Below are 17844 nucleotides of genomic sequence, written 5' to 3' on the forward strand. Positions count from 1 at the left end.
CAGATATTCTCCACAACACTTAGTATAAAGTTCGGCTTAGTTAATCCACGTTAAATTCGAAAAAGCGAGATTATGACAACCCAAGTACTCATTTGTGACGATTCAAACTTTGCGCGAAAGCAGATGGCCCGCTCACTGCCAGATGGCTGGGAGGTGGAGATCACTTTTGCTTGCAATGGTGAAGAAGCTTTACAAGCAATTAAAGACGGTAAAGGCGAGGTTGTGTTTCTCGATCTAACTATGCCTGTGATGGATGGTTTTGAGACACTGCGCAATATTAAACAACAAGATCTTCACGCGTTGGTCGTTGTTGTGTCTGGTGATATTCAGCCTGAAGCCCGGCAGCGAGTGAAAAGTTTAGGGGCTATTGATTTTATCAAGAAGCCAATAAACAAAAATAAAGCCGAGATGATCCTGAAAGAATACGGCATCTTATAAACGCGACCTAAGGTTAAGAGAAGCAAACAGTGAATCGAGCTTTGAATGTAAGCATCACGGAAGATCAAAGAGATTGTTACCAAGAAATAACCAATGTGGCTATGGGGCAGGCGGCAGATTTGCTCGCACGCTTGTTAGAAGTCCATGTCATCTTGCCTATTCCCGTGGTTAACTTGCTTGAAGTTAACGAACTGCGCATGGCGTTAAGTGGTATCGAAAATTCTGATTCAGTTTCCGGTGTATGCCAAGGCTTTATTGGCGATGGTATATCAGGTGAAGCACTACTGATATTTAATGATGCTAGTTTTAGTGATATTTCGTCGTTACTTAAATATGGCGGTGATTTAGATACGTCATTAGAGCTGGAATTGTTAATGGATACGGCCAACATCTTGATTGGTGCTTGTTTGCGCGGTATCGCGGAGCAATTACATGTTATCTTTAGTCAGGGGCATCCTATTGTCTTGGGGCAACATGTCAATTTAACGGATTTAGTACAGCCAGATAATTATCGCTGGAGTAAAACCCTAGCGATAGAAATAAACTACAAAATTGAAGGCTTCGATATTAACTGTGATCTATTGTTGTTATTCGCAGAAGATTCTATCGGAGCCCTAAACCAAAAGATTAATTTCCTGTTGGACGAGTAATGCCGAATTCTCAGGTTGATGAAGATTTAAAACAAATGCATGCCTTAATGGCTATGCTGCAAAATTTGGATGTTGGATTGGTGATTTTAGATCGCAATTACAACATTCAACTTTGGAATAGCTTTATGGAAAGCCATAGCGGTATGTACCCGCACGAAGTGCGTGACAGATTGCTATTTGAAGAGTTTCCGGAAATAAACGAAGATTGGTTTCGTCACAAAGCAGAATCCGTTTTTCTATTAAATAATCGGGCTTTCACGACTTGGGAACAACGTCCCTATTTATTTAAGTTTAAGAACTATCGCCCTATTACAGGTAAAGCCGAGTTTATGTATCAAAACTCGACGCTTATTCCTTTAGCTTCGGCCAATGGCGTGGTTGAACGTATTGGCATCATTATTTATGACGTAACTGACCAAGCTATCAATCGAGTAGAGTTAAAAGAAGCTAACGATCAATTAAAACGGCTTTCTCGAACCGATAAGTTAACTGGGCTATATAATCGTGGCTATTGGGAAGAATGTTTAAATAAAGAATTTAAACGCTGCAAACGCACAGGCAATACCAGCACTTTGTTAATGTTTGATATTGATCATTTTAAAAAGGTTAATGATCAATATGGTCATCCAACTGGGGATGAAGTTATTAAAGTCACAGCCAATATTTTGCAAGAAACCATGCGTGAAACTGACATTGCTGGACGTTATGGTGGCGAAGAATATGTGGTTATATTGATTAACTGTAGTGCTGAACAGGCATATCATTTTGCTGAGCGCTTACGGACTAAAGTTGAGCAAACCGTGGTTGAACATCAAGGTTTCAAGGTTAACTATACCGTTAGTTTAGGGATATGTGAGCTTGCCGATACCATAGTTAATCATAGTCAATGGATAGAGTTAGCAGACCAAGGTTTGTATCGTTCAAAAGAGTCTGGTCGCAATACAGCAACAATTTATACGCGTAACTAGCGTTCTATTTTACTAGGACGAATGTAGGATTAACAAAAAGGCGTCTTGTGGTGAGACGCCTTTTTGTATTTTACTAATCTATCAACTCGCTTACTATTTTTTGCACGGTGCGCAGCTCGTTTATTGTGTTGGTTAGGTTATTAATCGAGGGCTCGTTTAAAAGCAAGTCATCAAGTTCAGCTAAGGTTTGTCTGGCGCTAGCCATCAACTGTTCGCCTAGCTCGGTAAAGACTATTTGCTTTTGCTTACCGACTCCGTCTAATTGCTCTAAATAGCCAAGCCTAACCATTTCTTTAACGGTTTTCGCGACCATTTGTCGAGACACACCCAGCTTTCGGGCGATCTCTGAGCCATAATTGACATCACATTCCAAAGCACTTAAAAAATTCAATGTTGAACTCGTCGCTGCCGGAAACCCTTTATTAGTCAGAGTATTAGCAAGGTGTTCACTGATCAAATGATTCATACGCGAACTGATCATTACCAAGTTTAACGACAGGCTTTCCACCATAGGTGTGCCTCTTTTTGTCAACCTTGTTGACATGTGTATTCCTCTTGTCTACCCTTATGTCAACCGAGTATACATAAGGACCTAACTATGTTCACACTAAAAAATACTTTACTAGCTAATGCCACGAGTTGTATTTTATTTGGGTTAGCCTTTGTGATCTGGCCACTAAGCATCGCAAATTGGCTAAGCGCTACTAGCCCGGCACCCGAGCTCATATTACAAATGGTTGGTGCAATCTTGGTACTAAATGGCGCGCATCTACTTTGGGCTGCATCACGACAAAAACCTAACTCGTTATTAGTTAAATATTTTGCGATTGGCGATTTTAGCTGGGTGGTTGCAACTGGGGGATTAATCAGTTTAGGTGTGGCGGTGACCAGTAGTGCAGGCGTAATACTAGCTTTGCTGGTCGCTTTAGTTGTGGGGATGTTTGGGATTTTGCAATGGCGGTTTAGTGCCTGTACAGACAACTAATGACATCTTGAATTAGCGAGTCAATGAGTTAATAACCAGAGACTCGCCCAATAGACAATCAATCGCTATTTACAATCGCGGCGATATAAACGATCAAGGTTGATCACTACACTGTCTAATGCAAGGTCAAACTTGTCGCGATCCATCTTGTTGTATGCCTTAAATAAACGGTCGACTGCTTGATCTAATTTGAACTCTTTTTCGACTTTAGTTAGTAGATCTAAAGCATCCAGTAAATCACCTAAAGCTTTGTCTAATTCATCACCTTCGGTAATAGTTTGTACTTTATCGAGTGCGATAATAATGCTGTCTAAATCGTTAGCCAGCTCGGTTAAATCTTCACAGCTAAACTTTTCAGATGCGTGGCTTGAAAAGCTTAAAACAAACAAGGTAGCGACTATTCCGATTAGTTTTTTCATATTAATCCTCAATTAATTGGCTGAGTGTTGTGGTGCTTAATTTGTGCCGCACTATAACGATCCGGCTAAAATCTACGAGTAACTAGATCACAAAGTAGAATTATACCCTCAACTCGGGTTAACAATTACGATCAAGTTTAGTTTCGTTTCACGCATTCAGCAGTATCAAGTTCAGATTGGTGCCAATCTATTGCCTTATCAGCTTGTGTATGGCCCCATATGGTGATGGGTAAAAATAGTAATGGCAGACATAATAAAAGAGCGCAACGGCGTTTAGCTTGACTACCTTTTAATACCTTGGTTGGTTTAAATACCTTAACGCCAGTTGGTGGGTACTGTTGCTCTACAAGCCCCTTGATTGCCAGAGGCCAGAAACATATCGCTAGGGTTAATGACGTTAGCATAGGGATCCCGACAAATAGCCCCAGCCATAATATTTTAATGTCGGAAACGCCAAAAGACTGATGACAATGAGCCGATTCGATAAATGATTGCAAGAAAGGAAGCAAGCCAAATTTTAAAACCAGTATCAGTACCAGAGCAATGCCGAGGTAAATGCTAAGGCGGAGTCGTTTTTCTGATTTAGAGTATTCAGGTGCATACTCTGTTGCAAGTTGCGGTTCTGACATAAAAAACTCCACGTATCATATCGATACAAGGGCAGACTATATTTGTGCTAACTCAAGTATATATGCCGAACGCCAACTTGCAGGTGTAAAATCTGCCCTACAACAATTTACCGTATTTGTAGGGCAATTTAACTAGCTCTGATTTAGCGTTTTTAGTTCATAAATCAGATCCAAAGCCTGTCTTGGGGTTAAGGCATCTGGGTCGATCGTGTCCAGTTTTTCAATAGCAGGGTTCTGGTTGGACAGTAAATCAAGCTGACTAGCGGCTGGTGCTTGCGGCAGTTGCATATCGTTCGTACTGCGATTGGCCTCTAAATCAGCTAATTTGGCTTTAGCCATTTTTACTACATTTTTAGGTACACCGGCGAGCGAGGCTACTTGTAATCCGTATGAGCGGTTGGCTGCGCCTTCTTGTACGGCATGCATAAAACTAATCGAATCACCGTGTTCAATCGCATCTAAGTGGACATTGGCGACATTGTCATGGTCTTGTGCCAATTGCGTCAACTCGAAATAGTGGGTGGCGAATAAGGTTAGTGATTTGATTTTACGTGACAAAGATTCAGCACAAGCCCAAGCGAGTGATAAGCCGTCGTAGGTACTGGTGCCACGGCCTATTTCGTCCATCAATACCAAACTGTTTTCGGTAGAGTTATTGAGGATATTGGCGGTTTCTGTCATTTCCACCATAAAAGTCGAACGACCTGATGCCAGATCATCCGATGCGCCAATACGGGTAAATATGCGATCGATCGGACCTATTTGTGCACTATCGGCAGGAACAAAGCTGCCGATATGCGCCATGATGGTAATCAGAGCCGTTTGGCGCATATAGGTTGATTTACCCCCCATATTTGGCCCAGTAATGATCAGCATCTTACGGTTTAAATCAAACTGCACAGGGTTAGCGATAAAAGGCTCGCTGGTTAATACTTCGACTACAGGGTGACGACCAGCGGCAATACTCAGTCCGGGCTCTGCACGAAACGCTGGACGACAATAGTTTAAACTGTCAGCCCGTTCAGCTAAGTTATTGCTAACATCTAATTTAGCTAACTTTTGTGCTAGCGTTTGTAAACCAGCAATATGCGGTGCGAATTCATCAAACAGCGCTTCGTATAAACGCTTTTCACGCGCAAGTGCTTGGCTTTGGGCGCTGAGCACTTTGTCTTCTAACTCTTTAAGCTCTGGGGTAATAAAGCGTTCTGCGTTTTTAAGTGTTTGGCGACGTATATATTCGGTTGGCGCATCAACCGATTGCGCGCGGCTGATCTCGATAAAAAAGCCATGCACCTTGTTATAACCGACTTTTAAGGTATTTAGTCCGGTACGTTCGCGTTCACGTAGCTCTATTTGCTCCAGTATGCTTTCGGCGCCTCGACTTAACTCGCGTAAGTTATCTAGTTCTTGATCGTAACCTTCGGCTAATACCCCACCGTCGCGAATAACCACAGGCGGGTTTTCAACAATGGCTCGCCCCAATAATTCGGCAAGTTGTTCAAAATATTCAATACCTTGGCCGTAAGTTTGCAAAGCAGCTTCTTGGCTGTCGGCTAATAAGGCTTGCACGCTAGGCACGGTATTTAAGGCTTTACCTAGACGAGAAAAATCACGCGGACGCGCCGAACGTAACGCAACGCGCGACAATATACGTTCAATATCGCCAATCTGTTTTAACTCAGGTTTTAACTCTTCGTACAGGCCTGATTGCTGGATCGCTTCAATTAAATCGAGTCTATGCTCGATCTCTTCAACATTACGCGTCGGCTGCACTAAATAACGTTGCAGTAATCGACTGCCCATGGCCGTAGCCGTTTTGTCTAATACCGAGATCAAAGCGTTGTCGCGACTGCCCGCTAAGGTTTGATTGAGCTCTAAGTTTTTAATGGTGACAGCATCAAGGTATAAGCATTGTTCAAGACGCAAGATCTTGAGCGGCTGTAAATGCGGTACGGCAGTTTTTTGGGTTTCTTTTACATACTGTAAAACACAACCGGCGGCAGGAATGGCTAAATCGTTATCTTGCAAACCAAAACCAGATAAGTCCTGCATTTGGTATTGTTTGCAGATTTGCGAGTGGGAAGTTTTAAACTCAAAGTCCCAATCTGGACGGCGACGGGTACATTTATAGCTATCTAAAATATGGCTATATACAAAGCTTTCAGGATAAAGGATTTCGCTAGGCGCCACTTGCTGCAAGAAAGATTTTAACTCGTCCAACGAATGGACATTAGCCACTTCAAAACGCCCTGTACTGACTTCAATACAGGCAACGCCAAAGTTTTCGTTTTTGTCGGCGTAAATTGACAATAAAAGGTTGTCGCGCAACTCATCTAATAAGGCTTCATCTGTGATGGTACCCGGAGTTAACACGCGCGTCACTTTGCGTTCTACTGGCCCTTTGCTGGTAGCGGGATCGCCAACTTGTTCGCAGATCGCCACAGTTTCACCCAAGTTAACCAACTTAGCTAAATAGGTTTCCACTGCGTGATAAGGCACACCCGCCATCGGGATTGGCTGGCCTGCGGTCTTACCTCTATGAGTTAGAGAAATATCAATTAGCTCAGCGGCCTTTTTCGCATCATCAAAAAATAATTCGTAAAAATCACCCATGCGATAAAAAAGCAGGGTAGTGGGAAAGTCGGCCTTCAAACGCAAATATTGCTGCATCATTGGCGTGTGTTGCGATAGATCTTGAGGACTTTTACTCATAGGAAATAAGAATATTTAAAGTAATGATTATGCTCAGGTATTTGGGGTGCGCATCTTAGCACAGATGAATAGTAACAAGGAGTGGAAAGGGAAAGCTAAGTTGGCTAACTAGCGTTTTTTCATTTGAAATATTTGCGGCGTAAGCGCTCCATATTTTCAGCAAAGGGTTTAATTTCGCCACTGCGGATAAATTGCACAAACAAAGGGCGGCTGTGTTTCTCAAAGTCTGGTGGTAACATGCGATCAATAAATTGGCTATGCCCCGCTGCTGTTGAGAGTGCATTAGCGAGCTTCTGTATTAAAGGCGCGGGAGGTACTGAAGAAAGACGGTTGGCAGCAAAACGCCCTGTGTTGCTACTTAGGCGATTTTGGACGTGAGCTTGGCTCATAAAGAGTAAAAATCGTTTAATAGCGTGGTGTTTTTCACTGTTTTTGTTTACTGCAAAGCCTTGCACAGGTACAGATTCATAGCGTGGAATATTGGCTCCTTTTGGGAAATTAAAAAAATTTAAATTGTCGAATTTGTTGGTGGTAGATGTGCTGGTGATTATGGAATTGTTGCCAAAAACAAAAGCTATTTCATTGCGATAAAATAAATGCATAACGTCTTTCCAGCTTTGTTCACCGTAGGCCTCACTAAAGCAGTTCGCATGAATGAGCTGTTGCCAAGCTAACAGCACTTGCCTAACTTTATCGCTTTGGTAGGAAATCTCGCCATTGGTTAGTTGCTGAAAAAAAGTTAAGCCATGCAGTCTCAGGGTTAAATATTCAAACCAAGCCGCTATATTCCACGGCGTTTTTGCTGCGATATAAAAAGGAATAATATTTTTTGCACTTAGTTGTTTGCAGGTTGTCGCTAGCTCTTCTAAGGTTTGTGGAACGTGCCATTGCTGAAAATTAGCTGAATTTAAGTAATATATATGCCAGCCGTTGATAGTTAGTGGTAGAAGTAGTTTATGCGAATCAAAGGTGATGGTGTCACTTAAATGCGCAAAGTATTTATCGAGATTGTTGGCTTGCCAAAGTTCATTGAGGCGTTTTAAGTCACCGCGTTGATAATAGGCTAATAATCTGCGCGATGCATGGGCGTTAATGATATCTATTGGCTGCCCATCCTTTGTTTGCCAATTTTTTCGGTCATCCAGATCTTTCATATCAGCTATTCGTACCCGAATGATTTTAATACCTGTTTCTTTTTCAAAATCTTGATAAATCGGTACATGAATCGCTTGGACTTTTGGACCAATACCAATACCGACATACAGTTTATCTGTTGCAAGTACATTGAAGTGACTCAGCAATAAACTTAGGCAGAAAACGAGGCGAATAAAACGAGATAGCAAAGTGCAGTTGTTCTTAGAAAATCTATGTCTACAGTCTAGTCAATAAAATACATTTTCGCTGAGCGCGGGAAAAAATAAGCATTGGGTTGTGCTAGACGAATATGAGTTGGTCTTTTATAGAGGTACGCAAAAGACCAAAAAAATGAAGATAAAGTAGAAATTGGCTGATAAATATTGTTACCTATTATCAGCGTTAATCACTTAATTTAGCTCAACAACAAAATTATGGGCTGCTATCGGGTTATTGATTGCAGCTAAGCAATTAATGTCCAGCAAGTTTATGGAAAGGAGCTCAGAGTCAGTTTGCAGCTTTAACCACTCTTTACCATTTTCCAATACTATATCTAATGCCTGTCCAGTTTGTTTATTGCCATCAGCCAAAGTCACTTGTACCTGACTGCGGCGCATACAAACAATCTCAAAGTGATCATGTAAATCGCAGCTTATTAGCTTAGTCATTGGCTTCTACCTTGTAACTTTGATTGAACGGTAGAATAACCTACTTGTTGGTCATGCTCACTGACGTTTTCACATTTATTTATTCAAAATAACCACGCAACCAAGACACCAAATGGGCAAAGCCAGTTGCGTCTCGATATATGATGTACTTCTTCTGTATTTAGAAGATGTGACCAGTGTTCATCTATTATTTGACTCTCAATTCGCTTAGTACATTATTTCAAATGTTTTTATGACACATATCCAAACAATATCCCAATAATCAGAAGGTATTGTCGTTCTATTCAAATGTATCCATATGTTGGCTATGTAAAATTTTAAAGCCTGAAATGTTGAATAAAAGTTAAATGGTGTTGACCTAACTGAGAGGCGGTTATGGCTATTTCTCTTGTGTGTAAATTACCCACTCACTTTTATTTTTCTTTTTAGTGTTTTAAGTCCAAACATGGAAAACAACAAAATTCTGTCTGTTTGTGCTTATTACAACGCTGCCGCAGAGCAGTGGATAATTGCTACTTCATCTTGTGTATTTAGCGTTGTTGAACGTGAAAAAAATATAAAAGTTTAAGTGGCATTGATTAGATAATTTGGAGATGTCTCATGGCACAAACATTTAGACTAAAAGCAGTTTCAGCAGCAGTAATGGCGGCCTGTATGGCAACGCCGCTATATGCAGCACCAGAAGATAAAGCCGCATCTGAAGAAGATGTTGAAGTTATTGAAGTGACGGGTTTTAAAGCCAGTTTACAAAAAGCCATCAACGCTAAGCGTTTTGCCAATAGCGTAGTCGATACTATTCATGCAGAAGATGTAGGTAAATCAACTGATGCCAATATTGCTGATGCCTTGTCTCGCGTAACTGGTGTAACGGTGCAAGAAAGTGATGGTGAAGGTACTCGGATCTCGGTACGTGGTGCTGGCGCATCATTAAATCAAATTTCAATGAATGGTGTTGCCTTAACGGGTGGCTTTAGTGGTAGTGATGCTAACGAAGCTGATAATAGTGTCGATCTCAGTGCATTCTCATCTGATATTTTGTCTTCAATTGATGTTATTAAAACGGCTGCTGCCGATCACGATGAAGGTTCGTTAGGTGCGAATGTTATTTTACGCACTGCAAAACCGCTTAGCTTCAATAATTCACGCCGTAATTTAGATTTTCAAGGTCGGTATAACGAGTTCTCTGGTAATTCAAATTACCGTTTATCAGGCACTATTTCAGAAAAATTCTTTGATGAAACGCTAGGTGTTATTTTAACCGTAACGGATGAAACGCAAGATGCACGAACTGATCGTGTGCGTGTTGAATTTTGGAACCAAGCTAAAAACATTGGCGACAATCGCTCGTATGATTTATCAACCTATGATGCTGAAAAAGCATTAGCAGGCGATTTTCCTTATAAATCAATCCGTGTACCAGATGCCGATGGTAACGCCCCTGCTGATTTTGATGAAGCGACGCAAGTCCTTATTCAAGAATCTGCACTAGAGGTTATTCCTCGTCAGTATCAAGATATGTTACTTGATATGAATGAACGAGATCGTTTTACATTGAATGCTGGAATTCAATGGCGCGCCAGCGAAGATACTGAATTACAACTCGATTTTAACCATTCCGAACTGAATATTAAACGTGATAATCATAGATTACGTTTAAATTTTACTCCCAATATGTCGCCTTATGCTCAAGATCCACTTAATCAGTGGTGGGGGATTGATCTAGAAAATAAGACGGTTGATCGCATGATAGGTCGTCATCCGCAAGGCACTTTCGACCGCACAATCGGCGGTCAAAATATTGAAAACGATGTGGCGACATTATCTTTACAAACACAGTTAACGGATAATCTTAAGTTAGACCTTAAAGCTGGCTATTCACGCACCACAGACGATACGCCTGAGAGTGTGGCTATTTCTACCGCAACATGGAACACCATTGGCCAAACTTTTGTTAATACCATGGACGCGGATTACATTACACCGACGGGATATGACTGTACATCGGGTCAGTGTGAGTTATTTGTTGGTGAGAAATTTGTTGAATATGACCCGGTTGTTAACAGAACCACACGAGCTGATAGTCGTTTCACCCCGCATGACTTGTTTGGTAATCACCTAGGCAACATTCGTCGTACAGAAAACCATTTAGTTGATAGCAATAAATCTTTGTTTGTTGATTTTGACTGGGATGTTGACTGGGGCAACATTATTAAAGTTGAGTTCGGTGGTAAGTTATCTGAACGCTTGAAAACGGTTGATGCTCAAACCACAACATTAACCTCAGGCGCTAGAGTTGTCGAAAACATTGATGGACAAGCGCAGGAAATATCCTCAGGGCCACTACAAAATATTCGTATGGCTGACATTTTGGGTAATGGTGCCTTCCCAGTTAACAACTTCTTGGAAGACTTAACGCCTAATCGTGACGCCGCTTTTTTACAGGGTTGGGGTTTGCTGGATCCGTTTAAAGCCTACGAATTGGCATTTTCAAGACCAGCCGGCACCACAGCTTTAGCCCGTAACCCAGCGGGTTCACGTGAAATTGGTCAAGATACTCAAGCCTTATACGGTAAGGTTAATTTTGAATTTTTAGATGGCCATTTAACCGGTAATCTAGGTTTACGATATGTTCAAACACAAGTAGAAGCGCAAGGCTTTAGCTCCATTCAATACCATAATGCGGTTCACGGTATTGATCCTTATGATTTAATCATTAATAAAGAGTTGGCCGATGTCACTAAGCCTATTTGTCAGTCATTTAATTACACCAATGGTAATCAAAATGAGCCAGATAACTTTAGCGCAGTGGCTAGTAGTGGCTGTATGGACTGGCGTTTAACCCATTCATATCAAACCAATAATAATAGAACACTCCCCCTATTTGAAACACGCATCGATCCGGCAACAGGTAGCGAGTTTGCATGGCCAGATGGTTCACCTAAGCAGTGGTTAGCCGATGTACCGACTTATGATCCAAGTATGACCGAGGAGGAGCTACTGGCTGAAGCTCAGGCTCATAACATGATCCTATGGTACGACTATAGCGGCGATACACCTAAAAAGTTAGTTGATATCGCTCAGCCGGATCAAGTGCAATTTACCGACGGTTCTGGTTCTGTTACCACCAACTTTGGTGTTGCTCGTAATAGAAACCCATTAATTGGTTGGAATGATCGCCGCACCACATTCTTTGGACCGGCGGGATCAGATGCGCAAACCACAGCGTTTTTCCGTACATCGCCGATTGCTGACGAGTCAGACTATAGTGTTTGGTTACCAAGCTTGAATATTAATTACCAATTAAGTGATCAATATATAGGTCGATTTGCTATGTCCAAGACCATGGCTAGACCGCGTTTTGACTCAGTTAACCCTCGTGTCCAAATAAACGAGAGTATATGGGATGCATGGGGCACAGGTGCATTAGGTAATACTCATCTTAAGCCACTTGAATCGGTGAATTTAGATTTGTCTTTTGAACGTTACTGGGGCGATTCAAACATGATGTCTGTTGCCTTGTTCTATAAAGATATGAGTAATTTCGAAGAGACATTTAGCACTCCGTATTACTACGTTAATCACATGAGTGACTATACGTTGCCAGAAGGCGCGGGTAACCCAGATAACTTGCTAATCACACCTAATGGTCAAGTTCCGGGTGATGAATCTAACTGTATGCCTCAGCGTTGGGTGTTCCAGCAAATAACTCAACCACTGACCATTCAATGTCATCAAGTCAACATTAATGAAATACGCAATGGTAAGGGTGCTGTTACACAAGGCCTTGAGCTGAGCTATACGCAAATTTATGACTTTTTACCAGGTGCTTTATCTGGGTTAGGTTTGAGTGTTAACTACACGTATGCGGACTCTGAATCTGATGCAGAATCAGTAACCTTATCGGAAACGGAAGAACGTTTAATTACGCCATTACCGCAAACCCATACGCCTAAGCACTCTTCTAACATTGCGCTATTTTGGGAGAAAAACGGTCACTCTTTGCGCTTAGCAAATCGCTATAACTCTATTCAATTAATCAACCGAGGTTTGACGAGTGGGGCTGAGTGGTTAGATAGCACTAATCGCCTAGATTTCAGTTCAAACTTCAAGATCAACAATACTTTCTCTATTACGTTTCATGCTTTGAATTTAACTGATGATATTCGACGCACCTTCTATACCAGCACCCGTACTGAGATCAACGGCGAAGTGTTCGACGAAGGAAATGCAATGGACGGCGGTAATACATCAAGAACCATGTCCGAGTTTAAAACAGGCCGTAACTACCGCATTGGTATTCGCGCCTCATTCTAAGTCAACCCGCTTTAGTTAGGTTCATGAAATTTATAACAGCAAAAAGGTCGTTACTGACCTTTTTGCGAGAACAGTACATTTGGAGAAGTAAGATGAATAAAAACTTACTAAAAAATACCTTATTAGCCAGTGTTATGGCAGTGGCATTAGTTGGTTGTAAAAGCGATGTTGAAGAGGGTTTTGACTATGGTTACAACGCCAGTAAACCTGCAGAATTTTCAACATTAAAAGTCACTATTGTCGAAAACGCGGCATCGGAAACCGGTGACATTGTTCGTGTAGACCTGATGCAAGGCGCTACATCAGATGGGGAACCATTAACCGCAGAGTCAACATCGGCCATTGTTCGTAGTGTGCAATTTGATTTAGATGCATTGGCCGTACTCGATCCACGAACTGGCACGGGTAACAACTCTCGTTCAGCATTTCGTATGGTCGGCAATTATTTATATATAAATCTCGCCATGTTTGCAGACGCTTTGCAAGCCGGTGGTTCATTGCCTCAGCATACGTTTATTATTGATTACATTATTGATAATGGCGCCATACTGGCGGAAGGCGAAACCCTACAAACACGTCGATTAGAATTGACCATAGCTGGTTCACCAGATCCCGTTGAAGGTGTTGAAGTACCGAGTGAGCTAACCGTCGCGGTAGATGGTGAATTACAAGCCATGGCGTCTGTATTACCTGCTTACGCATTTAATAAAAACCTGATTTGGCAATCGAGTGACTCTGACATTATCAGCGTTGACCCTGCGTCTGGCGTACTACGCGGTATTAAAGAAGGCACAGTTACTATTACGGTAACCACAGAAGAAGGTGGCTTTAGCGATACCTTTACCGCAAACGCAACAAATGCTCCACGAAATGTCGCGTTAATGAATGTTTATAGTAAAGATGGCCTAGAAGTTACCTCTAGTCAGAATGGTCAGAGCAATCAAAACGGTCAGGTTACTGTGCCTGCCTGTACTGCGATTGGTTTTGAAGCAATGTCTACTCCTGAAGCCGGAAAACAATTGGCAGGCGATTTTGTCTACAACTGGTCAACGGGATTAGACAGTGTTAACAACATCAACAATGGAGAAATGGTTTATTTCTCTAGCGAAGTAACAGGCCCATATGTCGCAGGTGTATCACTGAGTGGCACCGCTTTTGAAGCTGATATTGATGTAATGGTTGAAGCTAACTTGGCTTGTAACAACAGCAACCATTCAATCGACCTTAATTTTGATGATGATGGCAAGTTTACCAGATGGGGTGTGCAGCCTATTGTCGAATGGGCAACCATTACCCATGACGAAAACGGCTTAACAGGCAAAGCACTGAGCTTTACCCGCAATGTATCGGACGCAGATAAAATGTTGGATGCAGGGCAAATCACTCAATTTGGCGATGTTCTCGGTATTATTGCCTTTGATTGGGCAAAAGGTACGGCAAACGGTGGTGCGAGCTTTTTCGGTAGCCATTTTGGTTTAGGCACCGCGCCAGCTAATCCATCCATTGCCTCTGTTGGTAAAGAGATTAAAGCGGGTATTTGGGTCAAATTAATCAAGCAAGACCCGAGTGATACCACCCCGGTTGTCGTTAAACATCACTTACTGCCATGGAGTGCTGCCAGTGTAATTGGCCCTAACCGCCCACCTAAGCGTTTAGTTTCACCTGATTTTACCGGTGTGATCCCTGCCGATAAGCATGATCAATGGGTATATATAGAATTTGTCGATCAACAACACGACGATGATGACGCTACTTTCAACTCAACTTTTACGATTCCTGCCTCTTGGGGTGAAAACAATGATGGCTCTGGCTGGATAAACGTTCAACCGGAATTTTTATTCGAAGGGTTGGCAGAGGGCGACACCATTCTAATTGACGATTACGCCATTCAGCACGTCAATGCCAATTAGTAAATGATTGAGCAACAGCCTTGGGCATTGTCAATTTTGCAATGCCCTGACTGATGCTCTGCAAGGTGGCCAAATCAAGCTAAGCAACCACTTATACGTTTTTGCAGCCTGCTGTGTGCTGTGTGCTGTTGCCGGAGCTGGTGGCCTCTCCACTATGCTCTGGCTTTTTGTGTACAAGCTAAAGTGTGAGAGTTCTTGTATGAGACGCCACCATAAAGAACACAATTTAAATAGGAGTCTTTTATGACCAGCAATGTATCTAGACGCGACGCATTAAAATTTATCGCGGCAGGTGTTGCAGCAAGCGGCGTAGCTTGTACGGCCAATACCAATTCATTAGTAAATAGTGGAGCTAGCAAGCCCAGTAAACCAATGACTGATAAATGGGCGAATACTCATGATCGTACTTGGCTTGGTGGAGAATATTGGGCTAACCCTATGGAAGATTGGCAGATCGTTAATGGTTATGCTGAATGTGCGAGCCGCCAAGGCAATCGCAGTGTTCATTCTTTAACGCACCGCTTAGAAAATACCAACAAAGCGTTTTCAATGTCAGTGAATATTGTTCAGGTTGACGACAAAAAAAATGTAGGCGGCGCGGGTTTTCGCCTTGGGGTGAGCAGTGATATTAATGAATATAGAAGCAGCTGCTTTGTGCAACGTGGTCTAGATGTTGGCATTATTCAAGATAAGTTGTCGGTAGCCGGTAAACGAGTTGCATTAACTGAGCCTGTTGCAAAGCAGGCGGTCACATTAACCCTCACAGGTACGCCACAAGCGGGTGCGGTTTCTCTAGTATTAAGTGCCACTTTAACTGAATCAAACAAAAAGATAGGCGAATTAAGTCATTTGGTGCCGGCTAGTGATGTGTTGGGCAATGTCGCAGTGGTGAGTAATTTTGTCGTAAACTCACATGCAAAGCCTGAAAAAGAAGGCAACTTATTCCGTTTTGGTAATTGGCAATTGTCTGGTGACGCGTTTTCGGAGAACCCATCTCGCAAGTTTGGCCCTATCTTATGGACAATGTACACATTGAACAATACTCGAAGCAAGGAAGGGTATGTGATGAAAATGAGTGCGTTTACTGGCCCTATGGGTAAAAAAGATAGCCAAACGGTTATTTTACAAATTCAGCAAGGGCAAGAATGGGTTTCGTTAGCAGAAAGCAAATTAGATCCTGATGTTTGGGTGGCTAACTTTCGCATAGCGAATTGGCAGGAAACAAAAGACACCCCATTTAGGGTGGTGTATAACGAGCAGCATAGAGATGGCTCGACAACGCCTGATTTATGGCAAGGCATTATTCGAGCAAACCCTGAAGGTCGACCTGTGAAAATGGCGGCATTGACCTGTCAAAATGATTACAGTTATCCGTACGCGCCAGTCGCGGAAAATGTCAAAAAACTAAATCCTGATATCGTGTTTTTTTCAGGTGATCAGATATACGAAAGTCATGGCGGCTTCGGTATTATTCGTCATCCATTTAAGCCTTCGCTTCTCAATTACCTGAGAAAATTCTATCAGTTTGGTTGGGCGTTTGGTGAGGTCATGCGCGATCAGCCAACAGTTTGTTTGCCTGACGATCATGATGTTTTGCAAGGCAACCTCTGGGGGCAGGGCGGCCAACCGATGAAAAGCCCTGAATCTGACCCAAATGCATCATTAACCGGCGGTTATATTCATCCGATCCCTTTTGTAAATCTTGTACATAAAACTACGGTGGGTCACCACCCTGATCCATACGATCCTAATCCAACTGCAACTGGAGTGGTTAATTACTATTGTGACATGGTTTATGGCAATGTTGGCTTTGCAATTTTAGCTGACCGATTATGGAAAAGCGGCCCTGAAGATGCTGGCGTTATTGTTGGCGAAACCGGTGTTGATGAATCGCCTACGTTTATCAACCCTAAGATTAACCCGCCCAACTCGCAACTTTTAGGTGACGATCAAGAAGCCTTTCTTGAAAAATGGGGTAAGGACTGGCGCGGCCATACCCTTAAAGCGGTGTTAAGCCAAACTGTTTTTGCTCAAGTTTCAACTCATCAGCCAACGCCTCAGCGCTACCTTAAATATGATTTTGATAGTAGTGGCTGGCCAGGACCAGCTCGAGACAGAGCCGTTGAGGTAATGCGCGAATCAAAAGCCTTACACATATGTGGTGATACGCATTTGGCTTCTTTAGTGCAATACGGTGTAGACAAGCAGCGAGACAGTAACTGGTCGTTCTGTACGCCAGCGATATCTGCCGGTTGGCCGCGCTGGTGGATGCCTGATCAAGTGGGCATTCCACATAAAAATCGACCAAGCCATGGTTTAGCGCAAACGGGTGAATATTTAGATAGCTTTGGTAACGAAATGTATGTGTATGCGGTTGGCGTTCCTGAACTAGGAAAGTCGGCAAACCGTTATATAAAAGCACATGAAAAAGGCAGTGGCTTTGGCGTGATCAATTTCGATACTAAGAAATTAACCTATACCATGGAAGCTTATCGTTATTTAATTGATGTTACGGATGGCAGTTCAAGCAATCAATTTCCAGGCTGGCCTGTAACGATACACAAAAATGAAAATGGTGGTATCAATCTTCTTTCGTAATCATTACCGACTTAAGCCATCACAGGGGTGATGGCTTTCCCTATTTAATTAACTATGTTCCCTTTAACTGTTGGCGAGTTCACTAAAACATGCTTTGTAGGTCGAGTTTTAACTCGACAGCTCTAATACGTATTAAGTAAATAAGTTGTGTTAATTAGACCTGTCGTATCTTTTCGTCGAAATAAATTTCGACCTACATAAGATTCTGTTTTTATTGAGATTTAATTATTAACAACAATTAAGTACAACAGAGCCATTTAATTAATACAATAAGCTAATTGGGTGCGAAAGATAATTAGGTGACAGTGGGTTTAGATGGAGTCAGCCATATTAGGCTAGGCTTTGTTGTGTGGTGTTCTATAATTTTCAAACAACAGGCGTCTTGGTTTTTATCTGATTAGCCGTTTGTTTTTGTTCGT

The 17844-nt window shown here is 42.2% G+C and carries 12 protein-coding genes and 1 pseudogene; 7 read left to right on the plus strand and 6 right to left on the minus strand.

Going from position 1 to position 17844, the window contains the following annotated elements:
• Nucleotides 1–72 precede the first annotated feature (72 nt).
• Both C2869_RS04935 and C2869_RS04940 read left to right on the plus strand, forming a co-directional pair.
• Nucleotides 73–1088: pseudogene (locus tag C2869_RS04935) on the plus strand (response regulator).
• A complete protein-coding gene (locus C2869_RS04940; RefSeq protein ID WP_108601899.1) occupies nucleotides 1088–2056 on the plus strand; it encodes a sensor domain-containing diguanylate cyclase in 969 nt (322 codons plus the stop codon). The pseudogene C2869_RS04935 and the gene C2869_RS04940 overlap by 1 nt, the downstream one beginning before the upstream one ends.
• 73 nt (nucleotides 2057–2129) lie before the next feature.
• Here C2869_RS04940 and C2869_RS04945 read toward each other — a convergent pair whose 3' ends face one another.
• The gene (locus C2869_RS04945; RefSeq protein ID WP_199915629.1) at nucleotides 2130–2600 is read right to left on the minus strand and encodes a helix-turn-helix domain-containing protein; all 471 of its coding nucleotides are present in this window, start codon (nucleotides 2598–2600) and stop codon (nucleotides 2130–2132) included.
• Between the two features lie 54 nt (nucleotides 2601–2654).
• On the opposite strand from C2869_RS04945, the gene C2869_RS04950 reads away from it, so the two are divergent.
• Nucleotides 2655–3041, plus strand: coding sequence for a hypothetical protein (locus C2869_RS04950; RefSeq protein WP_108601901.1), 387 nt, complete (start codon nucleotides 2655–2657; stop codon nucleotides 3039–3041).
• A 65-nt stretch (nucleotides 3042–3106) separates the two neighbouring features.
• On the opposite strand, the gene C2869_RS04955 is transcribed toward C2869_RS04950, so the two are convergent.
• From C2869_RS04955 to C2869_RS04975, 5 genes are all read right to left on the minus strand, one after another.
• Nucleotides 3107–3460 carry a hypothetical protein gene (locus tag C2869_RS04955; protein WP_108601902.1) on the minus strand — a complete coding sequence of 118 codons (354 nt, stop codon included), beginning with the start codon at nucleotides 3458–3460 and terminating at the stop codon, nucleotides 3107–3109.
• Nucleotides 3461–3597: 137 nt separating this feature from the next.
• A complete protein-coding gene (locus C2869_RS04960) occupies nucleotides 3598–4089 on the minus strand; it encodes a hypothetical protein (RefSeq protein ID WP_108601903.1) in 492 nt (163 codons plus the stop codon).
• Nucleotides 4090–4221: 132 nt separating this feature from the next.
• On the minus strand, nucleotides 4222–6801 hold the full coding sequence (gene mutS / locus C2869_RS04965) for a DNA mismatch repair protein MutS (protein WP_108601904.1): 2580 nt from the start codon (nucleotides 6799–6801) through the stop codon (nucleotides 4222–4224).
• Nucleotides 6802–6920: 119 nt separating this feature from the next.
• Nucleotides 6921–8102 (minus strand): ABC transporter substrate-binding protein, encoded by a 1182-nt coding sequence (locus C2869_RS04970; protein ID WP_159084043.1) that lies wholly within the window; start codon nucleotides 8100–8102, stop codon nucleotides 6921–6923.
• Between the two features lie 243 nt (nucleotides 8103–8345).
• The gene (locus tag C2869_RS04975) at nucleotides 8346–8603 is read right to left on the minus strand and encodes a Rho-binding antiterminator (RefSeq protein ID WP_108601906.1); all 258 of its coding nucleotides are present in this window, start codon (nucleotides 8601–8603) and stop codon (nucleotides 8346–8348) included.
• 445 nt (nucleotides 8604–9048) lie between these two features.
• On the opposite strand from C2869_RS04975, the gene C2869_RS22970 reads away from it, so the two are divergent.
• The 4 genes from C2869_RS22970 to C2869_RS04990 all read left to right on the plus strand — a co-directional run bounded on the left by C2869_RS22970 (nucleotide 9049) and on the right by C2869_RS04990 (nucleotide 17425).
• Nucleotides 9049–9171 carry a hypothetical protein gene (locus C2869_RS22970; protein ID WP_268958799.1) on the plus strand — a complete coding sequence of 41 codons (123 nt, stop codon included), beginning with the start codon at nucleotides 9049–9051 and terminating at the stop codon, nucleotides 9169–9171.
• Nucleotides 9172–9203: 32 nt separating this feature from the next.
• Nucleotides 9204–12917: a TonB-dependent receptor plug domain-containing protein gene (locus C2869_RS04980; RefSeq protein ID WP_108601907.1), complete on the plus strand. Its 3714-nt coding sequence runs from the start codon at nucleotides 9204–9206 to the stop codon at nucleotides 12915–12917.
• Nucleotides 12918–13009: 92 nt separating this feature from the next.
• Nucleotides 13010–14827 carry an Ig-like domain-containing protein gene (locus tag C2869_RS04985; protein WP_159084044.1) on the plus strand — a complete coding sequence of 606 codons (1818 nt, stop codon included), beginning with the start codon at nucleotides 13010–13012 and terminating at the stop codon, nucleotides 14825–14827.
• A 243-nt stretch (nucleotides 14828–15070) separates the two neighbouring features.
• Nucleotides 15071–17425 (plus strand): alkaline phosphatase D family protein, encoded by a 2355-nt coding sequence (locus C2869_RS04990; protein ID WP_108601909.1) that lies wholly within the window; start codon nucleotides 15071–15073, stop codon nucleotides 17423–17425.
• Nucleotides 17426–17844 lie beyond the last annotated feature (419 nt).

Origin of the sequence: Saccharobesus litoralis, from assembly GCF_003063625.1 — a bacterium.
GTDB lineage: Bacteria > Pseudomonadota > Gammaproteobacteria > Enterobacterales > Alteromonadaceae > Saccharobesus > Saccharobesus litoralis.